This is a genomic window from Sphingomonas sp. HITSZ_GF (assembly GCF_029543155.1).
Lineage (GTDB): Bacteria > Pseudomonadota > Alphaproteobacteria > Sphingomonadales > Sphingomonadaceae > Sphingomonas.
The window spans coordinates 356,994-380,266 of record NZ_JARQXA010000003.1; the positions used below are offsets into that span (position 1 = coordinate 356,994).

Consider the following 23,273-nt stretch of genomic DNA (forward strand, 5'->3'; position numbering starts at 1 on the left):
CCCCGGCCTTCGCCGGGGAAAAGAAGAAGAAATCAAATCTCGACGAACTTCCCCGCCTCGCAGTCCTTCACCACCTTGCCCGCTTCGAACACGGTGCCGTTCATCGTGATATAGACCCCGGGCTGCGCCACCTGGACGGTGGCGAAGGCCATGCCGAGATTGAACGGCGCATCGCTCTCCGCGAAGCGCGCCGGCGCCAGCGCGCCGACCAGCACGATCGTCTTGCCCGCGATTCCCGCGAGCGCCTTGGCGGTCTCGGTCATCGTGTCGGTGCCGTGCGTGATGACGATGCGCGTCGCATCCGAGCCCGCGACGCGCGCGGCGATCTCCGCACGGTCCGCGTCGTTCATCTCCAGGCTGTCCTTGCGCATCACTTCCTCGATCTCGAAGGGATGCAGCACGCGGCCGACCTCGAGCAGCCGCGACATCATCGTGCCGACGATCGTGTATTTGCTCGACGCGTCGAAATATTGCTTGTCGATGGTGCCGCCGGTGGTGAGCACGAGGATGGGCTGCTGGGTCATGCGCGGCCCTTACGCCGCTTCTTCCGCAAGGTCATGGGACAAAATGCCCAGCCCGCCTGCGCGATTCCGCAGGTGACAGCCCGTGGCGAAGGGCGTAGCCCGGCCGTCCATGGGGGCATGGCGCACCTTTCTGAAGCAGCATCGCTGGCTGGCATCGTGGCTGATCGTCGCGGCGCTGGCACTGAAGGCGCTCGTGCCCGCCGGTTACATGCTCGCCGACCCGGCCGCCAAGACGCTGACCATGGTGATCTGCGACGGCAGCGGCCCGGCGACGATGACCGTCGACGTGCCGATGGACCCCGATCACGCCAAGGCTCCGGACGGTGCCAAACAGGACGGCGGCTGCGCCTTCTCCGCGCTGAGCCATGCCACGATGGGCGGCGCCGATCCGGTGCTGCTGCTCGCCGTCTTCGCCTTTCTGCTCGCGCTCGGCTTCGCCGCGACCGCGCATCCCGCGCCGCGCCGCCGCCTGCTTGCCCGTCCGCCCTCCCAGGGACCGCCTTCCTGCACCTGAACCCCAAGTCTTTCCTCGTTCAGGTGAAGTTTCATGTCCCGATACCGCCGCGCGCACTTCTGTGCGCTGCCGCTGCTGTGCATTGCCGCCCCTGCCCTCGCGCAGGAAGCGGAAGACACCTCCATCCTCGTGGTCGGCCAGAAGGACGCGCCGATCAGCATCGAACCGCGCGGGCTCTCGGTGAGCCTGGGCGAGGACCAGTTCGCCGCGGTCAACGCCCAGAATGTCGAGGACCTGATGAAATACGCGCCCGATTTCTTCGTGCGCAAACGCTATGCCGGCGATTCCAACGGCGTGCCCGGCTTCCGCGGCACCCATTCCACCCAGAGCGCCCGCACATTGGTGATGGTCGACGGGTTCGTCGTGTCGAACTTCCTCGGCAATTCCTTCGCCTTCTCGCCCAAATGGGGCGTGGTCGGCCCGGGCGAAGTCGAACAGTTCGATATCGTCTATGGCCCCTATTCGGCCCGCTACGGCGGCAATTCGATGGGCGGCATCGTCAACATCACCACCCGCTCGCCGCAGAAGACCGAGGCATTCGCGACGGTGCAGGGCCTTGCCGAACCCTATGACCAATATGGCACCCACGCGACCTATTGGGGCTGGTCAGGTGAGGCCGGGTTCGGCTGGCGGCAAAAGGACGGGCCGTGGTCGGCACGGCTGTCGGGCCGCCATTTCCGCAACGACGGCCAGCCGATGAGCTGGTACGGCCTCACCCCGGCATCCGGCGCCGCCGGCACCGCCGTCACCGGCGCGATCGTCGACAAGGGCCAAGCGATCGCCAACGCCCCCGGCACCGCGACCAACCCGATCTTCGCCGCGCAGAGCCCGGCACGCACCACCCAGGACCAGGCCAAGCTGCGCATCGGCTATGACGGCATTTCGGGCGTCACCGGCGAGCTGCTCTTCGCGTATTGGCACAATATCGACGCCCAATACGCGCCCGATTGCTATCTGCGCGACGCGGCCGGCAACAAGGTCTGCGAAGGCCGGGTGACCACGCTCGGCCAGACCTGGACCGCCTCGGGCGCCAAATGGTCGCGTACCGTGCGCGACGAGTATTTGGCGGGCGGCAAGATCGCCGCGCCGATCGGGCCGGACGTGACGGCGAAGCTCAACCTCTCGACCTATCAGGTCGCCCGCTCGGACGGTTTCACCTCGGCGAGCTGGACGGCCGGCGCGAACGACGGCGCGGGCACGCTGGCGCGCCAGGGACCGACGGGCTGGTACACTGCCGAGCTGTCGGTCGACGGGCGCACCGGTTCGTTCGATCTCGCCGCCGGTGCCAGCGCCAATCTCTACTGGACCGATCTGACCAACTACACGCTGCCGATGTGGCGCGGCGATGGCGGGCGGGCCTTCTCCACGCGCACCTTCGGCAAGACGCGACTGCTCGCCGGCTGGGCCGAGGGCCGGCTGCGCGCCGATGCGCTGCTGTTCACGCTGGGCGCGCGGTTCGAGAGCTGGCGCGCGTTCGACGGCGGGCTCGGCCGGCTGAACACGAACGGGCAGCCGGTGACCAATTATTATGCCGCGCGAAGCGATACTGCGTTCGACCCCAAATTCGCGGTCGAATGGCATGGCGGCACAACCAGCGTGCAGCTCAGCCTCGCCGAGGCGACGCGTTTCCCGACAGTGGGCGAGCTGTTCCAGGGCAGCCTCAACGGCGATGGCAGCTTCAACGCGAACAGCTTCGATCCGAACCTCAAGCCCGAGCGTTCACGCGACGCAAACCTGCTGGTCGCGCATGACTTCGGCGGGCTGAAGCTCACCGGCTCGGCCTTCTGGCAGCGGGTGAACGATACGATCTTCAGCTTCGTCGGCTTCAACCAGAACGGCGTCACCACCTCGAGCTTCAAGAATATCGATGTCACCCGCCAATACGGCCTGGAGCTGATCGCCGAGGCGCGGGACGTCGGCGTGCCGGGGCTGGACGTTGACGCCAATATCGCCTGGATCGACTCGGTCACCGTCCGCAACGACAGCGCTCCGGCGGCGGAAGGCGTGCAGTTCCCGCGCATCCCCCGCTGGCGGCTCAACGCCAATCTCCGCTACCAGGGCACCCCGCGCCTGCTCGCGGCGATCGGGGTGCGCTATGCGACGCGGCCCAATACCGATCTGTTCGGCCTCCAGCGCGGCGACACCTTCGGCTACACCTCCGAACTGTTCGCGCTCGATGCCAAGGTGAACTGGAAGATGACCGACAATTTCCGGCTGAGCGCAGGCGTGGACAACCTCACCAACGGCAAGGCCTGGGTCTATCATCCCTATCCGCAGCGCAGCTTCCTGCTCGAAGCGGGGTGGACGCTGTGAGCACCGGCGCGATCCACCATGAACGCTGGTTCCGCGCGGTGTGGCGCTGGCATTTCTATGCTGGGCTGTTCTGCCTGCCCTTCATCCTGTGGCTGTCGGTTACCGGCGGCATCTACCTGTTCAAGCCGCAGATCGAAGGCTGGCTCTACGCGCCCTTCACGCATGTCGCCCAGCCCGGCATGCCGATGCTGGCGCCGGAGAAGATCGTCGCGGCGGGCACCGCCGCAGTGCCGGGATCGGTGCTCCACAAATATGTGCTTCCCGAAGCGCCCGAGGACGCGGTGCAGCTCCTCGTCGGCTCCGGCGCAGAGGAAACACGCGTCTGGGTGCATCCGCAGACGGCGCGGGTGCTCAAGGCGGTGCCCGAGGAAGACCGCTTCATACGCGTGGTCTTCCGCCTGCACGGCGAGCTGCTCGCCGGCCAATGGGGATCGGCGCTGGTCGAGATCGCCGCCTGCTGGACGATCGTGATGATCCTCACCGGCCTGTTCCTGTGGTGGCCGCGCGGGCGCGGCGGCAAGGGGCTGGGCGGCATCCTCTGGCCGCGCCTCCAGGGCGGCAGGCGCGTCTTCTGGCGCGACCTGCACGCGGTGGTGGGGCTGTGGGTATCGATCGGCGCGATCTTCCTGATCGTCTCCGGCCTGCCCTGGGCGAAGAACTGGGGCGATTACCTGAAGCAGGTGCGCGTCGCGACCGGTACCGCGGCGGTTCGGCAGGACTGGTCCGCCGGCTCCGAGGCCGATGCCGCCGAGCGCGCGGCGCTCGACAGGGGCGTCCGCGCGATGCTCGACGAGCATGCCGAGCATCATGGCATGACGATGCCGCACGTTGCGCCCAAGGGCCCGGCGCTCGACCGGGTAGTCGCCAAGGCGGCAGCCCTGGGCCTCGCTGCCCCCGCCGAAGTCAGCCCGCCGACCCGGGCCGGCGGCCGCTGGCTCGTCCAGTCCCAGGCCGAGGACCGTACCCGCCGCGTCTCGGTCGAGATCGGCGACGATGGCGCGGTGATCGGTTCGCAGGGCTATGGCGACCGCCACTGGATCGATCGCGCTGTGGGCTTCGGCGTGGCGGTGCACGAGGGCGCCTGGCTGGGGCTGCTCAACCAGCTGGTCAACCTGCTCGTGCTGATCGGGCTGGTGCTGCTCGCCGTCTCCAGCGCGGTGCTGTGGTGGCGGCGCCGGCCGCAGGGCGTACTCGGTGCGCCGCAGGCGAAGCACCCGCTCCGGCACAGCTGGGCGCTGGTAGCCACGGCGGTGCTGCTGGGCCTGCTGATGCCGCTGTTCGGGATCACCCTGGCGATCGCCGCCGCCTTCGAGCTGGTCGCCCGGCGCGCAATGCCCGGCCTCGCCCGCTGGCTGGGCCTGCGCCCAAATGTGTCCAATTTGTAACCTGTCGGCCAGCGCCGGGATATCTTGCGGCGGCTATTTCCAGTCTCACGGTCGCTGAAGCGATCGCGAGAGAGGAGTATCCGAAATGCCCAATCGCCGCCTTACGATCGCAGTGCTGGCCATCGCCACGCTGGTTGCCGGATCGGCCGCATGGGGCACTGCGGATGCTCGCCTCGCGCACAAGCCCGCGGCGACCATCGCGACACGCAACTGATCTTCGGTTTCGGCGCCGCCTCTCCTCCCTGTTGGAGGCGGCGACGAGGGGTGCGGGTCTCCCTCTTTTAACCCGCACCCACCCTTGCAACGGCCGGCGCGTCCCCCTTGCGCGCCGGCCGTTCGCTTGTTCGCGTGCGCCACATGACAGGATTTTAATCTGGCGGGCAGGTCCGGGAAGGGCTGGCCCGGCTAGGCAGGCAAGGCCGGCCCCGCTCAGCGTTCAAGGGGCCGGCAAAAACCGCGGCGCCCGGCCCCTCCGCACTCCTCGGGCCGGGCGCCGCACCCTTTTCGACATCACAGGGCAATTGGCGATGGAACGTCCGATCTTCTTCGACGCGAGCGGCAAGCGGAATCGCTGGACGATGCGGGCGTTCTTCCTGCTGCTGCTCGGCGTGGTGCTGGCGGCAGGCGCCTTCGCGATGACGCTGGTGCGCGTGCCCACCCCCGGCCCACTCGCGATGACGATCGAGCATCCTCAGCCCCGCTCGCTCAAGCAGCAGGCCAACCGCATCCGCCACAGCTTCGCCTCGTGGCTGCCGCGCGGCGCCGCCCATGCATCGAGCGCGCCGCTGGCGGTGGGCTTCTACGTGCCCTGGGACGATGCCAGCCGCGCCTCGCTGCGCCGGCACGTGAACGAGCTCGATTGGGTGGTGCCCTCGCTCTACACCGTCACCGGCCCGCAGCACCGCATCACCGTCGCGCCCGATGCGCAGTTCGACGCGATCGTCGCCGGCGCCACCCGCCGCCCGAAGGTGCTGCCGATGGTGCAGAACGCCAGCGGCGACAATTGGGACAGCGCCGGCACCGCCGCGCTGATGCACGACCCCAGGGCGCGGGCCGCGTTCCTCGACGATCTCCAGCGCACCCTCACCGCGCGCAAGGCGGACGGCGCGGTGTTCGACTTCGAGGAACTGCCGACCGCCGCACAGCGCGACTATCTCGCGCTGCTGCGCGATGCGCATGCGCGCTTCGCCGCCGCCAAGCTCAGCCTCGCCGTCACCGTGCCCGCGCAGGACGACGACTGGGACATGAAGGCTTATGCCGCCGTGTCCGACAAGGTCATCCTGATGGACTATGACGAGCATGCCCCGGCCACCGGCGCCGGGCCGATCGCCAGCCAGGCCTGGTTCGTCCGCGAGATGAACGCCGCGCTCCGCCAGGTGCCGGCGGACAAGCTGATCGTCGGCATCGCCAACTATGGCTATAACTGGACCGCGCCCGGCAAGGCCGATCCGATCTCGATCGAAGAGGCCTGGCTGATCGCGCATGACAGCGACGCCACCGTCACCTTCGACAAGGCGAGCGGTAACCAGAGCTTCGCCTATGAGGACAATGGCACCGAGCATATTGTGTGGATGGCCGATGCCACCACTGCCTGGAACCAGCTGCGCGCCGCCAATCTCCGCGGTGTCGGCGGTGTCGCGCTGTGGCGGCTCGGTTCTGAGGATTCGAACTTCTGGCCGGCGCTTGCTGCGGCACATTCAGGCCGGATCCCCGATCTGCGCCGGATCGAGGCAGTCGGCGATGTCGATGTGGAAGGATCGGGCGAGATCCTGCGCATCACCAGCACGCCCAGCATCGGCGCGCGCACGATCACCCAGAACCCCAACGGCCTGATCGTCGACGAGCAGTTCCAGTCGCTCCCCACCCCCTATGTCGTAACCCGCACCGGCTATATGCCCGGCAAGGTCGCGCTGACCTTCGATGACGGCCCCGATGCCGACTGGACGCCCAAGATCCTCGACATCCTCAAGGCGAAGCAGGTCACGGGCACCTTCTTCCTGATCGGCGAGAATGCGATGGAGGAACCCTTCCTCGTCCGCCGCATCGTCGACGAGGGCAACGAGATCGGCAGCCACACCTTCACCCATCCGAACCTGGCGCTCGCCTCGGCACGGGGCACGCGGATCGAGCTCAACGCCACCCAGCGGCTGCTCGAAGCCTATACCGGCCGCTCGGTCCGGCTGTTCCGCGCGCCCTATTTCGGCGACGCCGAGCCGACCACCGCCGACGAACTCATCCCCGCGCTCACGGCCCAGCGCGCCGGCTACACCAATGTCGGCCTGCACGTCGATCCGAACGACTGGCAGCGCCCGGGCGTCGACGCGATCGTCGACACCACGCTGCGCGAGGTCGAGGCGGGCAACTACAACCAGTCGGGTCAGGTGATCCTGCTCCATGACGGCGGCGGCGACCGTTCGCAGACGATCGCGGCGCTTCCCCGGATCATCGATGCACTGAAGGCCAAGGGCTATCAGTTCGTCCCGGTATCGCAGCTCGCCGGCCTGTCGCGCGACCAGGTGATGCCCGAGGTCAAGGGCGCCGATCTTGCCGCCGTCCGCACCGATGTCGGCATCTTCCTCGTCGCCGCGGCGATCGGCTTCGCGCTGAAATGGCTGTTCTTCGCGGCGATCGCACTCGGCATCGCCCGCGCGCTGGTCCTCGCCGCGTTGGCGGTGAACGGCAACCGCAGGAAGAACCGCCCGATCGCGCCTGCGATCGATCCCGGCCGCTTCGTCTCGGTGCTGATCCCCGCCTATAACGAGGCCAAGGTGATCGAGCATTCGATCCGCCGCGTGCTCGCCAGCGAGCAGGTCAATGTCGAGGTCATCGTGCTCGACGACGGATCGAAGGACGGCACCAGCGACGTGGTGCGCGCCGCCTATGCCGACGAGCCGCGCGTGACGCTGCTCACGCTAGAAAATGGCGGCAAGGCGCGCGCACTCAACCAGGGGCTAAAGCTTGCCAAGGGCTCCATCGTCATCGCGCTCGATGCCGATACCCAGTTCGAGCCGCTGACCATCGCCCGCCTCGCCCGCTGGTTCGACGACGAAGAGATCGGCGCGATCGCCGGCAACGCCAAGGTCGGCAACCGGGTCAATCTGGTCACCCGCTGGCAGTCGGTGGAGTATGTCACTTCGCAGAATCTCGAGCGGCGCGCGCTCGCCAGCCTCGATGCGATCATGGTCGTGCCCGGCGCTGTCGGCGCCTGGCGCAAGGCAGCGCTCGACGAGGTCGGCGGCTATCCGGTCGACACGCTCGCCGAGGATCAGGACCTGACCATCGCGATCCAGCGCCGGGGCTGGCGCGTCGGCTACGACATCGACGCGGTCGCCTGGACCGAGGCGCCGGAGAGCTTCGGCGCGCTCGCCAAGCAGCGCTTCCGCTGGGCGTTCGGCACGCTGCAATGCCTGTGGAAGCACCGCGCGATCCTGCGCACCCGCAAGCCCGCGGGCCTGGCGCTGGTCGGTATCCCCCAGGCATGGGTGTTCCAGATCGCCTTCGCGCTGATTTCGCCGCTGATCGACCTGGCACTGATCCTCTCGATCGCCGGTACCGCGCTGCGCGTCTCCCAGCATGGCTGGGCGCAAACCGAGAGCGACGTGATCCGCATGGCGATCTACTGGGTGGCGTTCACCGGCATCGACTTCCTGTGTGGCTGGGTGGCGTACCGGCTGGAGAAGCGCGAGCGCCGCTATCCCGGGCTGCTGCTCCTCGCCCAGCGCTTCGTCTATCGCCAGCTGATGTACTGGGTGGTGATCCGCGCCGTCGCCAACGCGCTGCGCGGGCCCTGGGTCGGCTGGGGCAAGCTCGAGCGCAGCGGCCGGGTGGAGACTCAGGCCGCCCCGGACTCCGCTCCGGCGGCCGAAACCCGAACCCCGGTGCCGGCCGAATGAAGGGGCCGCCCCAGGCACATCACAACCAGTACACGCTCGACGAGCGCGCCTGCCGGATGATCTGCCCGATTGCCGCCGCGATGGTCGGCGTATGCCTTACCGCGATCGGCATCCTCCGCGTGGTGATCGCAGTGCGCAAGGCGAACACGCTGGCCGACGACATGCTCGCGCTCGATTCGGTGCTGTTCCTGATCGCGACGCTGACCAGCTATTTCGCGATCCGCCACGGGCCGGCCAAGCGGCTGCACGAGCTGGAGCGTATCGCGGACGTGACCTTCATCGCGGCGATGTCGCTGATGACCGTGGTGGCACTGGTGCTCACCTACGCGCTGGCGGTCTGAAACTCCCTCTCCCCTCCGGGGAGAGGGTCGGGGAGAGGGGCATAAGGACTGCTCGTGCCCCTCTCCCTCCCGCCGCTTCGCGGCTCCTTCCCTCTCCCCGGAGGGGAGAGGGAGAAGCACTAGAACCGTATCACCGCCCTTAGCCCCGGCTCGGCATCCTCGAGCGCGAAGCTGCCCTGGTGGAGCCGCGCCACGGCCTCGACCAGCGACAGGCCCAGCCCCGATCCGGTGATGTGCCGCGCCGGATCGAGCCGGCCGAAGCGGCGCATCGCCTCCTCGCGGCGCTCGGCGGGAATCCCCGGCCCGTCATCGGCGACCGACAGTGCTACCCCGCCGCCCTCGCGCGCGGCGCGCACGGTGATGCGGTGGCCGCCCTGGGCATATTTGGTGGCGTTCTCGATCAGATTGCCCAGCGCCTGGCCGATCAGCTCGCGGTGAAGCGCGACGTGCAGGCCCGGCTCGGCCTCGATCGCGATCTCGAAGCCGCGATCCTCTGCCAGCGGGCCATAGACTTCGCCCAGATCCTCGAGCAGCGCGGCGATGTCGGTATCGACGAAGCGGTCGCGCCCGATCCCGGCTTCGGCGCGGCTGATCAGCAGCGCGGTGGAGAGCATGCCGAGCAGGGTCTCCGCCTCGCCCGAGACGCGTTCGAGCGCAGCCAGCGCCGTCTCGTCGTCAGTCTCGAGGATCGCGCGTTCCAGCACCACCTTGATCCGGGTGACCGGCGATTTCAGGTCGTGCGCCAGCCCGTCGGTCATCATCCGCAGCTGCGAGACCAGCGCCTCGATCCGATCGAGCATCGCGTTGACCGACTTGCCGAGCGCGTCGAACGCATCGCCGCTGCCGTCGGTGGAGACGCGACGGCCGAGCCGGCCCTCGCCCACGTCGCGCGCGGTGGTGACCACGCCCTGGATCTGGTTGGAAAGCACCCGGCCGATCAGCAGCGCGCTCAGCAGCGCGAAGATCACGCCGATCACCAGCGCTGCGGTGATAGCCTCCTCGTTTAACCGCGCCAGCCGCACGCTGGCGGTGATGACGTGGCCGGCCAGCAACCGCTCGCCATTGGGCAAAGTGGTGGAAGCGACACCCATCAGCTCGGCGCGGTCGCTGCCGGTGCGGTAGAGCTCGATCGCGCGCCAGTCGGTCCGGGCGGGGATGACCGTGGGCCAGTCGCCAAGATTGCCGAGGATCGGATCCTCCTTGGCCGTGGCCAGCAGGATCACGGGCGGGCTGCCATGCGCCTGTTGCAGCCGAACGTCGATGATCCGCCGCAGCCCGGCATCGCCGCCGGCATGCCAGGCCGAGACCAGGTCGTCGCGCAGCTCGGTCACCAGCGCCTGCTGCTCGGACGCGAGCGCGCTTTCGCTCGATTGCTGGACGAACAGCAGGATGCCGCCGGTGACGGTCAACTGCACCAGGAAGGCGACGATCACGAACCGCGCCGTTACCGAGTGCAGGAACTGCCCCCAGCGCATCCGCATCTCAGGCGGCCGGTCCCAGCCGGTAGCCAGCGCCGCGGATCGTATGGAGGATCGGCTCGCCGCCATCGTCCAGCTTCTTGCGCAGCCGGCTGATGTGCACGTCGATCACGTTGGTGCCGGGATCGAAATGATAGTCCCACACCCCTTCGAGCAGCATGGTGCGAGTGATCACCTGGTCCGGGTGGCGCAGGAAATATTCGAGCAGGCGAAACTCGCGCGGCTGCAGATCGACCACGCGCTCGCCGCGCTTCACCCGGCGCGAGAGCAGGTCCATCTCCAGATCGGCGAGGCTGAGCTTGGTGACGGCATTCTCGGCGGCGCCGCGCTTGCGCAGCAACAGGCGGACGCGGGCCAGCAGCTCGGCAAAGGCGAAGGGCTTCACCAGATAGTCGTCGGCACCCGAGGTGAGCCCGCCGACCCGATCGTCGGGCGTGCCCAGCGCGGAGAGGATGATCACCGGCGTCTCGATCTTGGCGGCCCGAAGCGCGCCGAGCACCGCCATGCCGTCCATGCCCGGCAGCATGCGATCGAGCACGATCGCGTCATAGGTGCCGTCGCTGGCGAGGAACAGGCCGTCGCGGCCATTGTCGGCCCTGTCGACGGTGAACCCCTCCTCGCTCATTCCCTTGGCGATGTACGCGGCGGTAGGCTCGTCATCCTCCACCAGCAGCAGCTTGTGCCCCATTCTCTCCACTCGCGCTTCGCATGAGCCTGAGATGGCGTAGCTGCTTTTGGTGCACCAAGTCGAGCGATAGTGCCGGCTGGTGGTCGTCATGGAGATAGCGGCGTGCCTGATCGAGCGTGTCGATGGCGTGGCCGTCGATCGCCAGGATCGCGTCGCCCACTTCCATCCCGTCCTTCGCCGCCTCGCTGCCCGAGCGCAGGCTGGTGACGACCAGCCCGTGCACCGCGCCGCTGCCCTGCTCGGCGGTGAAACCGGGGAACAGGCTGGCGCCGCTCGGCGCGGAGAAGATGTGATCGATCCCCGATCGCCACGCCCAGCCCAAGATCACCATGGCGCTGAGCGCGAACGACAGGACGAGGATCAGCACGAACCCATCGGGCCTGCGCCCGGCGCTGGCCCTCGCGGTGGCGCCGTCCTGGATGTCACTGCTCGTCATTGCGAGGATGGAGATGCCCGCAAGCCACGGGCAAGTCACGTTAAGCTTTGGTCATGATCCGGCAACCGCGCTGCGAGTCCGCGCCCGCTAGACGATGGGCATCTTGCAGGAGTTCACGCATGCACCGGCACCGCCGCACGATCAGGATAACGCTCGCCATGGTGGCGTTGCTGCTCGCCGCCTTCACCGGGTTCCTCGGCTATATCGGCTATCTGGGCGGGCCGGTCTATTTCGACGTGGCGCCGACCCGGCCGACGCCGCCGGCGTCGCGGGGCCTCGCAGTGGTGCTGATCTCGGGCGACATGGGCTTCAAGGTCGGCATGGGCCCGCAGATCGCCCGGCGCTTCGCCGCGGACGGCGTGCCGGTGGTGGGTGTCAGCTCGCTCGCCTATTTCCGCCACGAGCGCACCCCCGCCGAAGTGCAGGCGCTGATCGCCGATGCGGCGCGGCGCGCGCTAGCCTTCGGCCATGCCGACCGGCTGGTGCTGATCGGCCAATCCTTCGGTGCCGACATGATGCATGTCGGGCTGACCGGGCTGCCCGCCGATCTGCGCGCCCGGGTGAAGCTGGTCGAGCTGGTGGTGCCGACCGACACGGTCTTCTACCGCGCCAGCCCCTCCGAACTGTTCAACTGGGCCAAGCCCGATGCGATGGCGCTGCCCACCGGCCGCCAGCTCACCTGGGTCCCGGCGCTGTGCGTGCAGGGCGCCGAGGAGACCGACAGCCTGTGCCCGATGCTCAGGCAGCACAATATGCGCCGCGTCGCGCTGCCGGGCGGGCATGCGCTGCACTGGGATGCCGACGGGCTCTACCACACGCTCCGCCGGGCGATCGCCGACATTACCAAAATTTAGGATTGCGACCACGCGGCAGACAGGCGCGGGCGCGCAAATCCACCACCACGAGAGACGAGTGGAGGGAAATTACATGGCTTTCGGCAAGATCCTAGCCGGCATCGGGCTGGGCGCGGTGCTGCTCGGCGCGGTCCAGGCTTCGGCCCAGGCCCCGACGGCACCGGCCGCGACCGGCGTGGTCGGCACCTGGGTCAATCCGCGCGGCAGCGTGAAGGTGCAGACCGGCGCCTGCGGCGACAAGCTGTGCGGCTGGGTGGTCTGGGCCAATGCCGAGGCGCAGAAGGACGCCAGGGACAGCGGCGTCGAGAAGCTGATCGGCACCGAGCTGCTCCAGGACTATCACCCCACCGGCAACGGCAAGTGGCAGGGCCGCGTCTATGTGCCCGACATGGGCCAGACCTTCTATTCGAAGATCGAGCAGCAGGGCCCGAACAGCCTGAAGATCAGCGGCTGCATCCTGGGCGGCTGGATCTGCAAGTCGCAGGTGTGGAGCCGCGGCTGATGCGCCGGGCGCCCAGGGCCGCGCTGCAGATCGGCGCCGTCGTCGCGATCGTCGTGTTGGCGTTCGCGGCGCTGCACGGGCTGCTCCACGAAGTGCGCTGGCGCGACGTGCGCCATGCCTTCCACGCGATCTCCGCCTGGCAGATCGCCGGCGCGCTTGCGATGACTGCCGCCAGCTATGCCATGCTCACGCTCTACGACGTGCTGGCGCTGCGCATCATCGGCCGCCCGCTCCCCTATCGCACCGCCGCGCTGGCCTCGTTCACCAGCTACACGCTCAGCCATAATCTCGGCTTCGCGCTGCTCACCGGCGGATCGGCGCGCTACCGCGTCTATCACGCAGCGGGGCTCGACACGCCCGACATCGTCAAGGTCGTCGCCACCGCGAGCATGACCTTCTGGTCGGGCGTGGTGGTGATGGCCGGCACCGCGCTGGCGCTGCATCCCGGCGCGCTCGTGCTGGGCGGCGTGACCGTCCCGGTCGTCGCGCAGCATCTCGCGGGCACCGCGATCCTCGGCGCGACTTTCTGCGGGCTGGCGCTGCTGCGCGGGCGGCCGCGCGAAGCGAGGCTGGGCCGCTGGCATTTCCGCCTGCCCGGCATGGCGCAGGCGCTCGGCATGATCGCCACCTCGGCGATCGACCTCGCCCTGGCCAGCGCGGCGCTGCTGATCCTGGTGCCGGGCGCCGGGCTTCACGTCTTCCCCGCCTTTTTCCTCGGCTATGCGCTCGCGATCATCGCCGCGCTGGTCACCCATGTCCCCGGCGGCGTCGGCGTGTTCGAGGCGGTGATGCTCGCGGTGCTCCCGGGCGCCGATCCGTCGCACATCCTGGCGGCGCTGATCCTTTACCGGCTGATCTATTATGTCCTGCCGCTGCTCGTCGCCGGGGCGCTGCTCGCGGTGCATGAGCGCCGGCATCTCCGCAAGCCGCTCGCCGCGCTGCGCACCGCCGGCCTGGCGATGCACGGCCTCGCGCCGACCTTCCTCGCCGCTTTGGTCTTTGTCGGCGGCGTCGTGCTGCTCGTCTCGGGTTCGCTCCCCGCAATCCCCGCGCGCCTGAAGGTGCTCCACGCCTTCGTCCCGCTCCCCTTCGTCGAGGCGTCGCACATCGCCGCCAGCCTGGCCGGCACCGCGCTGCTGCTGATCGCCCCCGCGCTCTATCGCCGGCTCGACGCAGCCTTCCACCTCTGCCGCACGCTGCTCCTGGCCGGCGCGCTGTTCTCGCTGGTCAAGGGCGTCGACTATGAGGAAGCCGCGATCCTGCTGGTGATCGCCGGCCTCCTCCAGCTCTCGCGCACCGCCTTCTACCGCAAGACCGCGCTGACCAGCGCGCTGTCCCCGCGCGCGCTGGTCTCGGTGGCGGTCGCGGTCGCGCTCGCCGCCTGGATCGGCTTCTTCGCTTTCAAGCACGTGCCCTATCAGGACGATCTCTGGTGGGAGTTCGCCTGGAAGGGCGATGCCTCGCGCTTCCTGCGCGCCAGCTTCGCCGCCGCCGTTGCGCTCACCTGCGTCGCGGTCACCCAGTGGTTCGGCTATGCCCAGCCGAAGCGCGAGCCGCATACGCCCGATGCCGAGCTGCCGCGCACCGCCCTTGCCCATGCCAACCGCACCGATGCGATGCTGGCCTATGCTGGCGACAAGCGCTTCCTGCGCTCGGCCAGCGGCGAGACGCTGCTGATGTATCAGGTCCAGGGCCAGAGCTGGATCGTGATGGGCGATCCGGTGGGCCCGCGCGCCGAATGGGGCGACCTGCTCTGGCAGATGCGCGAGCTGGCCGACGCGGCGCAGGGCCGCCTGCTGCTCTACCAGATCTCGACCGAGGCGCTGCCGATCGCGATCGACCTCGGCCTCCAGCTCGTGAAGTACGGCGAGGAAGCCCGTGTCGCGCTCCCCGGCTTCACGATGGACGGGCCCGAGAAGCGCTCGCTGCGCCATTCCGAGCGCCGCGCCGCACGCGAGGGCGCCAGCTTCGAGATCGTACCCGCCGCCGAGGTGGGGCAGATCATGCCGATCCTGCGCGCCGTCTCCGACGCCTGGCTGCGCGACAAGGGCAATAGCGAGAAGGCCTTCTCGGTCGGCCGCTTCGATCCAGCCTATATCGGCCGCTTCGATTGCGCGGTGGTGCGCCGCGGCGGCGACATCGTCGCCTTCGCCAATATCTGGGCGACCGACAATCGCGAGGAGCTGTCGGTCGACCTGATGCGCCACCTCGCGGACATGCCCTATGGCACGATGGACTTCCTGTTCGTCCAGCTCATGCAATGGGGCCGCGACCAGGGCTATCGCTGGTTCAACCTGGGCATGGCGCCGCTCTCGGGGATCGAGAGCCGTCGCCTCGCGCCGATCTGGGCGCGGATCGGCGCGCTGCTCTACCGGCATGGCGACGCCTTTTACGGCTTTGAGGGGCTGCGCGCCTACAAGGACAAGTTCTCGCCGGTCTGGATGCCGCGCTACATCGCCGCGCCACCGGGGCTGGGTCTCGCGCGCGGGATGATCGACCTGCAGACGCTGGTCGGCGGCGGCGCGCGCAGCGCCGCGCGCCGGGGACGGCTCAAGCTGGCAGCCTAGCAGAGCTTAACCGTCATCCCGGCGAAAGCCGGGATCTCGTGCGGCTCTATTCCCGCCATCGCCTGAGATGCCGGCGTTCGCCGGGATGACGGTCCTAGTACCGCCCCCAGACGAAGCGCGACGACAGCGCGAAATTCCATACCGCCGCCACCGCGATCCCGGCCAGCGCCGCGAAACGCCAGTCGCCATGCTGGACGTCGTGGAGGAACGCCGCGACACCGATATTGGCGGCGGCACCGGCCCCGCACACCAGGCAGAAGCTCGCCCAGCCGCGCAGCAGCCCGCCCGCGCCCTTGAGCCGCTGCTCGCGATAGGTCAGCGCATTGTTGAGGAAGAAGTTGAACGTCATCGCCACCAGCACCGCGGCAACGGTGGCGCCGACGAACGACCAGCCCAGCGCGCCGAACAGGCTGCCCAGCACGAGGAAATGCACCGCGGCGCCAAGCGCGCCGATGCCGGAGAACATCACGAAGCGCACCGGCACGACCTTGCCGAACATCCGGTCGTAGAGCGCGATCAGATATTCCATCGCCACGACGTAATCGAGCTTCGACTCGCCCAGCGCCCGGGTGCGGAACACATAGGGCAGCTCGAGGAACTTCAGCGGCCGGTGCGACGCGGTCATGATGTCGAGCAGTATCTTGAAGCCGATCGCCGACAGCGTCGGCACCAGGTCGCGCACGATCTGGGTGCGGATCATGAAGAAGCCGCTCATCGGATCGGACAGATCGGCCTTGAGCACCCGCCGCGAGAGCCTGGTCGCGAGGGCGGACTTGGCCACCCGCTCCTCGTCCCATTCGCCGGTGCCGCCGCCGTCGACGAAGCGCGAGCCGATCACCACGTCGAGGTCTTCGCTGCCCTCCAGCGCGTCGAGCATCCTGGGGAGCAGCGTCTCGTCATGCTGCAGGTCGCCGTCGATCACCGCCACAAAGGGTGCGGCGGTAGCGCACATCCCCTCGATGCACGCCGAGGACAGCCCGCGCCGGCCGATCCGCTGGATCACCCGCACCCGGGCGTCGCGCCGGCCCAGTTCGCGCGCGGCGTCCGCCGTCCCGTCCGGGCTGTTGTCGTCGACGAAGATCGCTTCCCAGTTCCGCCCCGCCAGCGCCGCGTCGAGCTTCTCGACCAGCAGCGGCACGTTCGCCCGCTCGTTGAAGGTGGGTATCACCACGGCAAGTTCGAGATCTGCACCGGGGGCGATGCGGGCGAAACGGGCGAACTCGCCGTCGAGGAAGAGCTTCATGCGATCCCTTTTCTGGGCCCTTTGAAGGCCCCGGGAGGAGCGCGCCGGGGCACGGATACGCAGTGGCGCGCCCTCCCGGGGGGTTCGAGGTGAGGCGAGCGATGCCGGGGGACGGTCAGGCTCACCTTGCCTCGGGGGCAATGATGAGACGGACCCCGTGTGGCGATCCCGCAACGCTTTTCAAAAAAATTCTAGAAACCGATTTCCACGCCCAGCCGCACCGTGCGCGGGCGGAGCGGCGTCATCTGGTTGTCGTCGCGGATCAGCAGCGGCGAGCCGAGCGCGAAGCGGTTGCCGCGCGTGTCGAGCAGGTTGGTCGCCGAAAGCGTCAGCGCCCGGCGCCCGCGCTCCAGCCGGAATTCCAGCGCGGTATCGACATAGTCGCCCTGCGGCTTGCCCAGCACCGGCCCGATGCCGAGCGTCGACTTGCCGACATAGCGCAGCCACGTGCTGGTCGAGAACTCGGTCTCCCCACCCAGCCTGGTGCGATAGGCCGCGCCCAGCCGGCCGCTGGCATCGGCGACATTGGGCAGGCGATTGAAGTCCGAAGGCCCCTCGGCGAGCGGAAACACCGCCTGTGACGGGTTGGTCACCTTCGAGCCGTTCAGATAGAGCGAGCCGTCGAGATCGAGCCCGGGCAGCGGCCGCCAGCGCGCCACGAAGCCCAGCGACAGCACACGCCCGTCGCCGATGTTGGAGGTGGTCGGGAACCCGAAGCCGTCGATCAGGTCGGCCTGGATGCTGGTCCACCAGGTCATCGAGGCGCTCGCCATCAGGCTAAGCCCGTTGCCGCTATAGCGCGTACCCGCCTCGATCGTGGAAAGCCGGTCGCCCTCGAAGCGCTGGATCACGTCACGGCGCACCGCCAGCCCGCCGGGGCGGAAGCCCTGCTCGAAGCGGCCGAACAGGGTGAGTCCGGCATAGGGCTGATAGGCGATCGCCGCCGAGGGCAGCAGCCGCGTCTCGGTGCGCGCCGCCTTGGCAGCGGGATCCTCGCGAAAGGCGTAGAAGCGGTCGGCGTCCTGGGCGTTGCCGGTCAGGTGCGAACGCGTCAGCCGCCCGCCGCCGGTGATCGTCACGCCGCGCACCGGCTCCACCGTGGCCTCGCCATAGAGCGTCGCTTCATCGACGGTGTTGCGCACGCCGGTCAGCGCGAAGCGGCGACTGCCGAAGCTGCGGTTCACCCGCCCGCGATTCTCCAGGAAGCTCACGCCGATCAGCCAGCCGGTGCCGCGCGGGCCGCGCCGCGCAAGCCGGGTCTCGGTGGTCAGCATGTTGACCCGGTTGATCTGCTGATAGCCGATCAGCGGGGCATTGACGGCGGGCAGCGAGGGCGAGTTGACGTCGCTCACCGAAGCGCCGGCATAGACCTCCGAGACATATTGCTGGGCATAGGCGACCGCGGAGCTGAGTTCGAGATCGCCCCAGCGCTTGCGGGTGACCAGCTCGCCCAGCCAGAAGTCGTTCTGGAAAGGCTGCGCGATCGAGCTGGCGCGCGACAGGCCGTTGCCCTCCCCGTCCGAATATTGCGCGTCATTGCCCTTGATGCTCTGGCCGACGCCATTCAGGTCGATCGTCCAGCCATCGACTTCCCAGCGCAGCGCCGCGCGCCCGCCGGTGGTGCGCACGCTGTTGACGTCCTTCAGGCCGCGCTCGCGATCGTCGATATAGCCGCCATCGCGCCCGCTGAAGACGAGCGCGCGCACCGCCAGCTCGCCTTCCTTGATCGGCAGGTTGACGATGCCGCCCACGTCCCAGCTCGGCGAACCATGTTCGGTGAGCGCACCGCCGCCCCATACCTGGCCGCCGGTTGCCCAGAAATCGGGGGCGCGCGGCACCACGCGGACGACGCCGCCCAGCGATCCCGCGCCGTAGAGCGTCCCTTGCGGCCCCTCCAGCACCTCGACCCGGCCGATGTCATAGAGCTTCAGGTCAGGGTCGGGCGCGCTGTAGGTGATGCGGCTGTTGCCCCAATATTGGCCGACGGTCGCCTGGGTGGGGCCGACGAAGCTCGAATCGGCGATGCCGCGGATGAACAGCTTGTTGCGCCCCGGGCCGAGATGGGTGGAGGCGAGGCTGGCGACACGGTTGGCGATCACGTCGCTGCCCTTGCCGCCCTCCGAGATCGGAATGTCGCTGCCCTCGACGATCTGGACGCCGCCCGGATAGGCCTTGAGCGGGATATCGCGCTTGCTGCCGGTCACCAGGATCTCGGCCGGCGGCGCATCCGGCTCCTCGGGCGGCGGCGGCGCCGGGCGCGGGCGCGCGGCCATGCGCTCGGGCGGCGCGCGCTCGATCAGCCAGGTGCCGGGGGCGACGCGGCGGGCGCGGGCGCCGGTGCCCTTCAGCATCTCGGCAAGCGCGCCGTCGACGCTGCGCTTGCCCTTCACCCCGCGCACCTTGATCCCGCCAAGCCCCGGCTCGCGCAGCCCGATGCTGCTGCCGGTCTGGCGGCCGAGCGTGAACACGGCGGCGTCGAGCCGTCCGGCAGGCACGGAGACGCCGTGCCGCTTCTCCTGCGCCAGCGCAGGCGGGGCCACCAGCAGCGCGAGGGGGAGGATCAGCTCAGCGCGGCGCACCGTCGATCGTGTCCAGCGTCCATCCCTTGCCGGCGCGCGTCGCCTTGGTCCCGGTGAGCGCCGCGATCCGTTCGATCACGGCGCCGGGGCCGCCCTGGGTGGAGATGGTGCCGGTAAAGGGAATGGCTTCCGTGCCCCTGCCCGCCCGCACCTTGATGCCGAGATTGCGCGAGAGATCGGCGGCAACCCGATCGAGCGTGGCGTTGCGATAGACGAGCTGGCCACCACGCCATGCGCCGATGTCGGACGGGATCGTCCGGGTCAGCTGCGGGGTGCCCGCCGCCGGCACGCTCAGCGCGTCGCCCGGCGCCAGGTGCATCGCGTTGGTGCCCGGCTGGTAGATCACCGCGCCTTCGGCCACCGCAACGCGCAGCCCGCTCTCGTCGCGCACCACGTTGAACACGGTGCCCGCATCCTGCAGCACGACGTCGCCGGTCTTGACGATGAAGGGATTGGCCGCATCGTGGCGCACCTCGAACAGCGCCTCGCCCTGCACCAGTTCGGCATGGCGCTTGTCGAGCAGCGCGACGCGCGTGTCGCCGTTCAGCACCATCTTCGAACCGTCGGCCAGCGCGACTTCGCGGCGTTCGCCGGGGGCGGTCGCATATTCGTGGCGCGCAGCCGGGCCGCTCAGGCTGGTCCAGCCGACCACCAGCGCAAGCGCCGCGGCGACCGCGCCGCCCGAAATCCAGTAGAGCCGCTGGCGCTGCGGTGCCGCGGGCTCGAGATCCTGCGCGGGTTCCGGCGCAGCGGTCCCGGCATGGGCGAACAGCCCGGCCATCGCCTCGTCGGCGTCGAGCGCGGCATTATAGGCGGGCAGATGTCCGGGGTCGCGCTCGAGCCAGTCGGCGAACGCGTCCCAGTCGGCAAATGCCGAATCCTGCAGCCGGAGCACCCAGTTGCGGGCGTCCTCTGCCACCATTTCCACCGACCTGTTCATGCCCACCTCTGAGCAAGGACGGAGCCGATGCGGCTATTCCGCATCGAACCTGTCCCTGAGCAGCGCGAGGGCCCGATAGGCCTTCTGCAAATCCTTCTCGACCGAGCTCAAGCTGACCCCCAGTTCCCGAGCAATCGCCGCCTGCCCGATCCCCTCGAGCCGGTAGCGACGGAAAACCTGATCGACTCGCGGCCCAAGTGCAAGCAGAGTCGCCTCGGCCTCGCGCAGCCTTTCGCGCGCGATCAGCACGCGGTCGCCCTGCGGCTCGGCTTCGCTGGCCGCGAGATCCTGCCATTCGTGCTGGCGACGGTCGCGACTCACGCTCGCGCGCTGGCGATCGCGCAGTACATTCTCGGCGGCGCGGAAGAGATAGGATACCGGGTCCGCCACCGGCCGCGCCTCGGCGCCGGAAAGCTTCTGCCACAGGTCGTGGAGCACATCCTCGGCATCATCGCCCGCCCCGCGCGCCGCAAGGAAGCGCAGCAGCCGGGGGCGCTCGTTCTCGAGCACGCGCTGCAACCCGCTGGTCAGCGAGGAGGTCTCGGTCATGCGGCCGCCAAAAGCATTGTGCGCGGCTATTGCCAAGGCTTGGCGGCCCGATGGCGCAATTGCGGCGGCGGCAAGGAGCGCGGCGTCAGGCACCGGGCCGGCGCCGATAGACGATCCGGCTGCGGCTCCCCACCGGCACCTCGAGCGCCGGCGCATAATCGCGCGCGAGCAGCGCGGTCATATAGCCGAGCGCCTCGCGATTGAGATCGGGATCGGGCCGCGTGCTCGCCACCACGAATTCGGGCTTCGCGGCCATGATCCGGCGGATCTCGGCCAGCGGATCGGTGCCGATCGCCCGCGATTCGCGGCGCAGGCTCAGATGGCTGGGGAACGGCCAGCGCGTCGGCAGGCAGCTGCCGGTGAGCTGGTAGAGCGCCGGCTCGCCGTCGAAGACGTAGAGGCAGTCCTTGAGCTGCGGCCGGATGAAATCGGCCATCTGCTCCACCTGCGGCCCCCAGCCGCGATCGCGGCGATTGTCGTTGATCAGCAGCAGCGAGATGCCGGTGATCAACGCCATGGTCGCCAGCCCCGCGGGAATCCGGAAGCGGCCGTCGGTCGAGGACAGCACCAGCCCCGCCTCGGCATCGCCGAACCAGGCGGCGGCGATCACGCAGAGCGGCGCGATCAGCGGCAGCGCGTAATGATCGAAATAGGTGCCGAAAATCAGCACCCCGCCGATCGCGGCGATCGCCCAGCCCTGGAGCAGTCGGCGTACGTCCTCGCCCGCCGGCCGCGCCAGCCCGCGGCCGAGCAGGGCGGCAATGCCGAGCGGCGCCAGGCACAGCGCGATCCAGGCGAGCCGCTTCACGGTGATGCCCAACCCGTCCGAGCCGCGATCGAGGATCGACAGGAAGTTCGCCTGGACGAAGGCGTCGCCCTGGCCGATCGCCGCATAATAGCCCCAGGCAGCGAGCGTCGGCAGCAGCGCCGCGGCGATCCAGGCGGCCGCCATCGCCAGCAGCGCTCCGCGCCCCACTCCGCGCTGCCAGCCGAGCCACAGCAGCGCGAGCCCGAAGAACAGCCCCTCGAACAGCGCGGTGTACTTCACCTGCATCGCCACGCCGACCAGCAGCATCGCGGCCAGCCCCAGGGTGAAGCCGCGTGCGCCGAAGCCGGGGCGCCGGGCGATGTCGGTCATCGCCCAGGCGGCGAGTGCGACGAACAGGTTGTAGAAGACCGGCGACTGGCCGCCCTCGCCGCCGAACATGCCGAGATAGAGGATATAGACCACGCCGGCCGCCGCCGCGCCGTGCGGCCCGGCCAGGTTGCGCGCGATCCGCGCGATCACGAACGCAGTCGCCGCGGCGAATACGGTCGCGACCAGCTGATATTGCAGCACACCCGCACCGCCGAGCAGCCGGATCGCGGCATAGATCAGGAACAGCCCGACGGGCTTGCGGTCCCAGATGTCGACAAAGGGCAGCGCGCCGTGGAGCATGCGGTCGCCGGTGAGCAGGTAGAATTCGTCATCGACCTGGACGACCGGATTGCCGAACTGCGCCGCCCGCGCCGCAATCGCGACGACGAGCAGCAGCGCAGCGAGCAGCGCCGGGTTGGTCGCCCACACCCGGGTCGCCGCCGCCACCCGCGCCGTCCACGGCACCGGTGCCGGCGCGACGAGACGCAGCTCCCGGAAATGCGGGGATTCGGACCAGCTACGGGCTGGGGAACGCTGCATACTCGGTACTCGACAAGTTACTCTGTGTCGGGACGGAGCAGCAGCCGCAATTCCGCAAGCCGGGCGCGGTCGGATGTGGCGAGGGAGCGACGAACGAGAAGCTCCTCCCCTTTGGGGAAAGAGCTATCGCCTCGCGCCGGCTCGCCTGTCTCAGCTCTTGGGTGCGTTCTTGGGCGGCCGCGGATAGGGCACGAAATCACCCAGACCCACCCAGCCGGTCGGCATGCGCACGCCGGTGTCGAACAGCTTCACCGTGTCGATGCTGCAAAGCTGCGACGAATGGGTGTCGGTGATCATCACATCGGTCCAGTCGAGCGAGCTCGCGCCGCTCTTCGGCCGGTTTACATAGATCAGGCCGTTGTTCATCTCATAGACGATCGCAGTGCCGTCGATGATCCGGGTCGAACGGATGTCGCGCAGATAGATGCAGTCGACCGGCTTGCCGGCGTCGCGGCCCGCCACCGCCTTGGCAAGCTCGGCCTCGCCGTCGCGCTGCGCGGCGGCGGCCGGCATGGCGAGCGCAGCCAGCAAGGTGGCGCCGAGCAGAGAGATCGAAATCCTGGTCATCGCACGTCCTTTCACGCCCCCCATGGGGATGACGGAGTATATAGGGAGAAACCGCATTTGGGCTAGGGCTGCGCCTGCGGCCGGCGAGCGGCACCATACCCCCTGCTTTCTGTCCGTTTCGCCACCTTGACCGGCTTGCGCCGTGCTTCCACCTCCCCGCGAGCTTCGTCTCGCCATCGAATTGCCGGCAGCGATACGGAACGGTTCGACGCATAGAGAGAA

The 23,273-nt window shown here is 69.0% G+C and carries 19 protein-coding genes; 9 read left to right on the plus strand and 10 right to left on the minus strand.

Annotated elements, in window-relative coordinates:
* Positions 1-32 precede the first annotated feature (32 nt).
* Entirely contained in the window at positions 33-524 is a 492-nt protein-coding gene (locus P6144_RS10615) for an asparaginase domain-containing protein (RefSeq protein ID WP_277767729.1), read from the minus strand.
* 82 nt (positions 525-606) lie between these two features.
* Here P6144_RS10615 and P6144_RS10620 point away from each other — a divergent pair, with 82 nt between their 5' ends.
* The 6 genes from P6144_RS10620 (at position 607) to P6144_RS10645 (ending at position 8,970) form a co-directional block, all read left to right on the plus strand.
* Complete coding sequence (locus P6144_RS10620; RefSeq protein WP_277767730.1) at positions 607-1,038, plus strand: DUF2946 family protein; 432 nt, start codon at positions 607-609, stop codon at positions 1,036-1,038.
* 33 nt (positions 1,039-1,071) lie between these two features.
* The gene (locus tag P6144_RS10625) at positions 1,072-3,351 is read left to right on the plus strand and encodes a TonB-dependent receptor (RefSeq protein WP_277767731.1); all 2,280 of its coding nucleotides are present in this window, start codon (positions 1,072-1,074) and stop codon (positions 3,349-3,351) included.
* The gene (locus P6144_RS10630) at positions 3,339-4,736 is read left to right on the plus strand and encodes a PepSY domain-containing protein (RefSeq protein WP_277767732.1); all 1,398 of its coding nucleotides are present in this window, start codon (positions 3,339-3,341) and stop codon (positions 4,734-4,736) included. Before P6144_RS10625 ends, P6144_RS10630 begins: the two co-directional genes overlap by 13 nt.
* 85 nt (positions 4,737-4,821) lie before the next feature.
* On the plus strand, positions 4,822-4,950 hold the full coding sequence (locus P6144_RS10635) for a hypothetical protein (protein ID WP_277767733.1): 129 nt from the start codon (positions 4,822-4,824) through the stop codon (positions 4,948-4,950).
* 313 nt (positions 4,951-5,263) lie between these two features.
* Complete coding sequence (locus P6144_RS10640) at positions 5,264-8,629, plus strand: glycosyltransferase (protein ID WP_277767734.1); 3,366 nt, start codon at positions 5,264-5,266, stop codon at positions 8,627-8,629.
* On the plus strand, positions 8,626-8,970 hold the full coding sequence (locus P6144_RS10645; RefSeq protein ID WP_277767735.1) for a hypothetical protein: 345 nt from the start codon (positions 8,626-8,628) through the stop codon (positions 8,968-8,970). Before P6144_RS10640 ends, P6144_RS10645 begins: the two co-directional genes overlap by 4 nt.
* A 119-nt stretch (positions 8,971-9,089) precedes the next feature.
* Here the strand turns inward: P6144_RS10645 and P6144_RS10650 are convergent, their stop codons facing one another.
* Genes P6144_RS10650 through P6144_RS10660 form a run of 3 tightly spaced genes read right to left on the minus strand, consistent with a single transcriptional unit; the run spans position 9,090 to position 11,572 of the window.
* Complete coding sequence (locus P6144_RS10650) at positions 9,090-10,445, minus strand: HAMP domain-containing sensor histidine kinase (RefSeq protein WP_277767736.1); 1,356 nt, start codon at positions 10,443-10,445, stop codon at positions 9,090-9,092.
* A gap of 7 nt (positions 10,446-10,452) precedes the next feature.
* On the minus strand, positions 10,453-11,136 hold the full coding sequence (locus P6144_RS10655) for a response regulator transcription factor (protein WP_277767737.1): 684 nt from the start codon (positions 11,134-11,136) through the stop codon (positions 10,453-10,455).
* A complete protein-coding gene (locus tag P6144_RS10660; RefSeq protein WP_277767738.1) occupies positions 11,105-11,572 on the minus strand; it encodes a PDZ domain-containing protein in 468 nt (155 codons plus the stop codon). Before P6144_RS10660 ends, P6144_RS10655 begins: the two co-directional genes overlap by 32 nt.
* A 119-nt stretch (positions 11,573-11,691) precedes the next feature.
* On the opposite strand from P6144_RS10660, the gene P6144_RS10665 reads away from it, so the two are divergent.
* The 3 genes from P6144_RS10665 (at position 11,692) to mprF (ending at position 15,495) form a co-directional block, all read left to right on the plus strand.
* Positions 11,692-12,426 (plus strand): AcvB/VirJ family lysyl-phosphatidylglycerol hydrolase, encoded by a 735-nt coding sequence (locus P6144_RS10665; RefSeq protein WP_277767739.1) that lies wholly within the window; start codon positions 11,692-11,694, stop codon positions 12,424-12,426.
* A gap of 73 nt (positions 12,427-12,499) precedes the next feature.
* The gene (locus P6144_RS10670) at positions 12,500-12,928 is read left to right on the plus strand and encodes a DUF2147 domain-containing protein (protein ID WP_277767740.1); all 429 of its coding nucleotides are present in this window, start codon (positions 12,500-12,502) and stop codon (positions 12,926-12,928) included.
* Complete coding sequence (mprF, locus tag P6144_RS10675; protein ID WP_277767741.1) at positions 12,928-15,495, plus strand: bifunctional lysylphosphatidylglycerol flippase/synthetase MprF; 2,568 nt, start codon at positions 12,928-12,930, stop codon at positions 15,493-15,495. The genes P6144_RS10670 and mprF overlap by 1 nt, the downstream gene beginning before the upstream one ends.
* Before the next feature lie 94 nt (positions 15,496-15,589).
* On the opposite strand, the gene P6144_RS10680 is transcribed toward mprF, so the two are convergent.
* From P6144_RS10680 to P6144_RS10705, 6 genes are all read right to left on the minus strand, one after another.
* Positions 15,590-16,738, minus strand: a complete 1,149-nt coding sequence (locus P6144_RS10680; RefSeq protein ID WP_277767742.1) for a glycosyltransferase family 2 protein — start codon at positions 16,736-16,738, stop codon at positions 15,590-15,592.
* Between the two features lie 191 nt (positions 16,739-16,929).
* The gene (locus tag P6144_RS10685; protein ID WP_277767743.1) at positions 16,930-19,317 is read right to left on the minus strand and encodes a TonB-dependent receptor; all 2,388 of its coding nucleotides are present in this window, start codon (positions 19,315-19,317) and stop codon (positions 16,930-16,932) included.
* Positions 19,304-20,257: a FecR domain-containing protein gene (locus P6144_RS10690; protein ID WP_277767744.1), complete on the minus strand. Its 954-nt coding sequence runs from the start codon at positions 20,255-20,257 to the stop codon at positions 19,304-19,306. Before P6144_RS10690 ends, P6144_RS10685 begins: the two co-directional genes overlap by 14 nt.
* Positions 20,258-20,290: 33 nt before the next feature.
* Complete coding sequence (locus tag P6144_RS10695; protein ID WP_277767745.1) at positions 20,291-20,806, minus strand: RNA polymerase sigma factor; 516 nt, start codon at positions 20,804-20,806, stop codon at positions 20,291-20,293.
* 85 nt (positions 20,807-20,891) lie between these two features.
* Complete coding sequence (locus P6144_RS10700) at positions 20,892-22,484, minus strand: glycosyltransferase family 39 protein (protein ID WP_277767746.1); 1,593 nt, start codon at positions 22,482-22,484, stop codon at positions 20,892-20,894.
* A 150-nt stretch (positions 22,485-22,634) separates the two neighbouring features.
* On the minus strand, positions 22,635-23,051 hold the full coding sequence (locus tag P6144_RS10705; RefSeq protein WP_277767747.1) for a hypothetical protein: 417 nt from the start codon (positions 23,049-23,051) through the stop codon (positions 22,635-22,637).
* Positions 23,052-23,273: the final 222 nt, after the last annotated feature.